General features: G+C 68.7%; 1 protein-coding gene. It reads right to left on the reverse strand.

Annotation, left to right across the window (positions count from 1 at the left end; all coding sequences use genetic code 11):
• Positions 1–15: 15 nt before the first annotated feature.
• Positions 16–537 (reverse strand): CocE/NonD family hydrolase (locus BZY54_RS47785; RefSeq protein ID WP_143668418.1); only part of this gene is annotated, 522 nt, incomplete at its 5' end.

Genomic DNA, 537 nt, shown 5'->3' on the forward strand with positions numbered 1-537 from the left:
GCGCCGGCCCGGGTGTCAGAAGTGACCGCCCGGGGTGACCGTGAACGTCGCCGGACCGGCCGGCAGGTCCACCGTGTACTGGCGCAGGTAGGTGTCCAGGAACGGTGACCGGGCGCCGGGCGTGGCCACGTCGTCGGACGGGTCGTCCAGGGCCAGCCTGAGCGTCGCGCCCTTGACGTCGATGGTCTGGCCGGAGGGCGTGTCGCGCCACGAGCCGGTCTGTATGGAACCGATCTCCACGGCCAGGACGTGCCCGGCGGCCAGGGTCCAGTCGGTCGCCTTGAGATCGACGCTCATTCGTCCCGAGGTGAGCAGGGAGACCTGCTCGTCGAACATCACGGCGCTGCCGTCCGGGGCGACGTCGTACAGCTTGAGCATGACGTTGCCCTCTCCCTTGGCGGTCAGGGAGATCTGCGGAGTGGCGGTGACTCTTACGTTCTGCGTGATCGGCTTCGACCAGACGAAGAAGCTCGAGGTGACCTGGCCGGCCTTCTGGAGCTTCGCCAGTCCCTTGGCGAGACCCTTGGGGGCGGGTGG

It is taken from the genome of Streptomyces carpinensis (genome assembly GCF_002154505.1).
In the GTDB taxonomy this organism is placed as follows: domain Bacteria; phylum Actinomycetota; class Actinomycetes; order Streptomycetales; family Streptomycetaceae; genus Streptomyces; species Streptomyces carpinensis.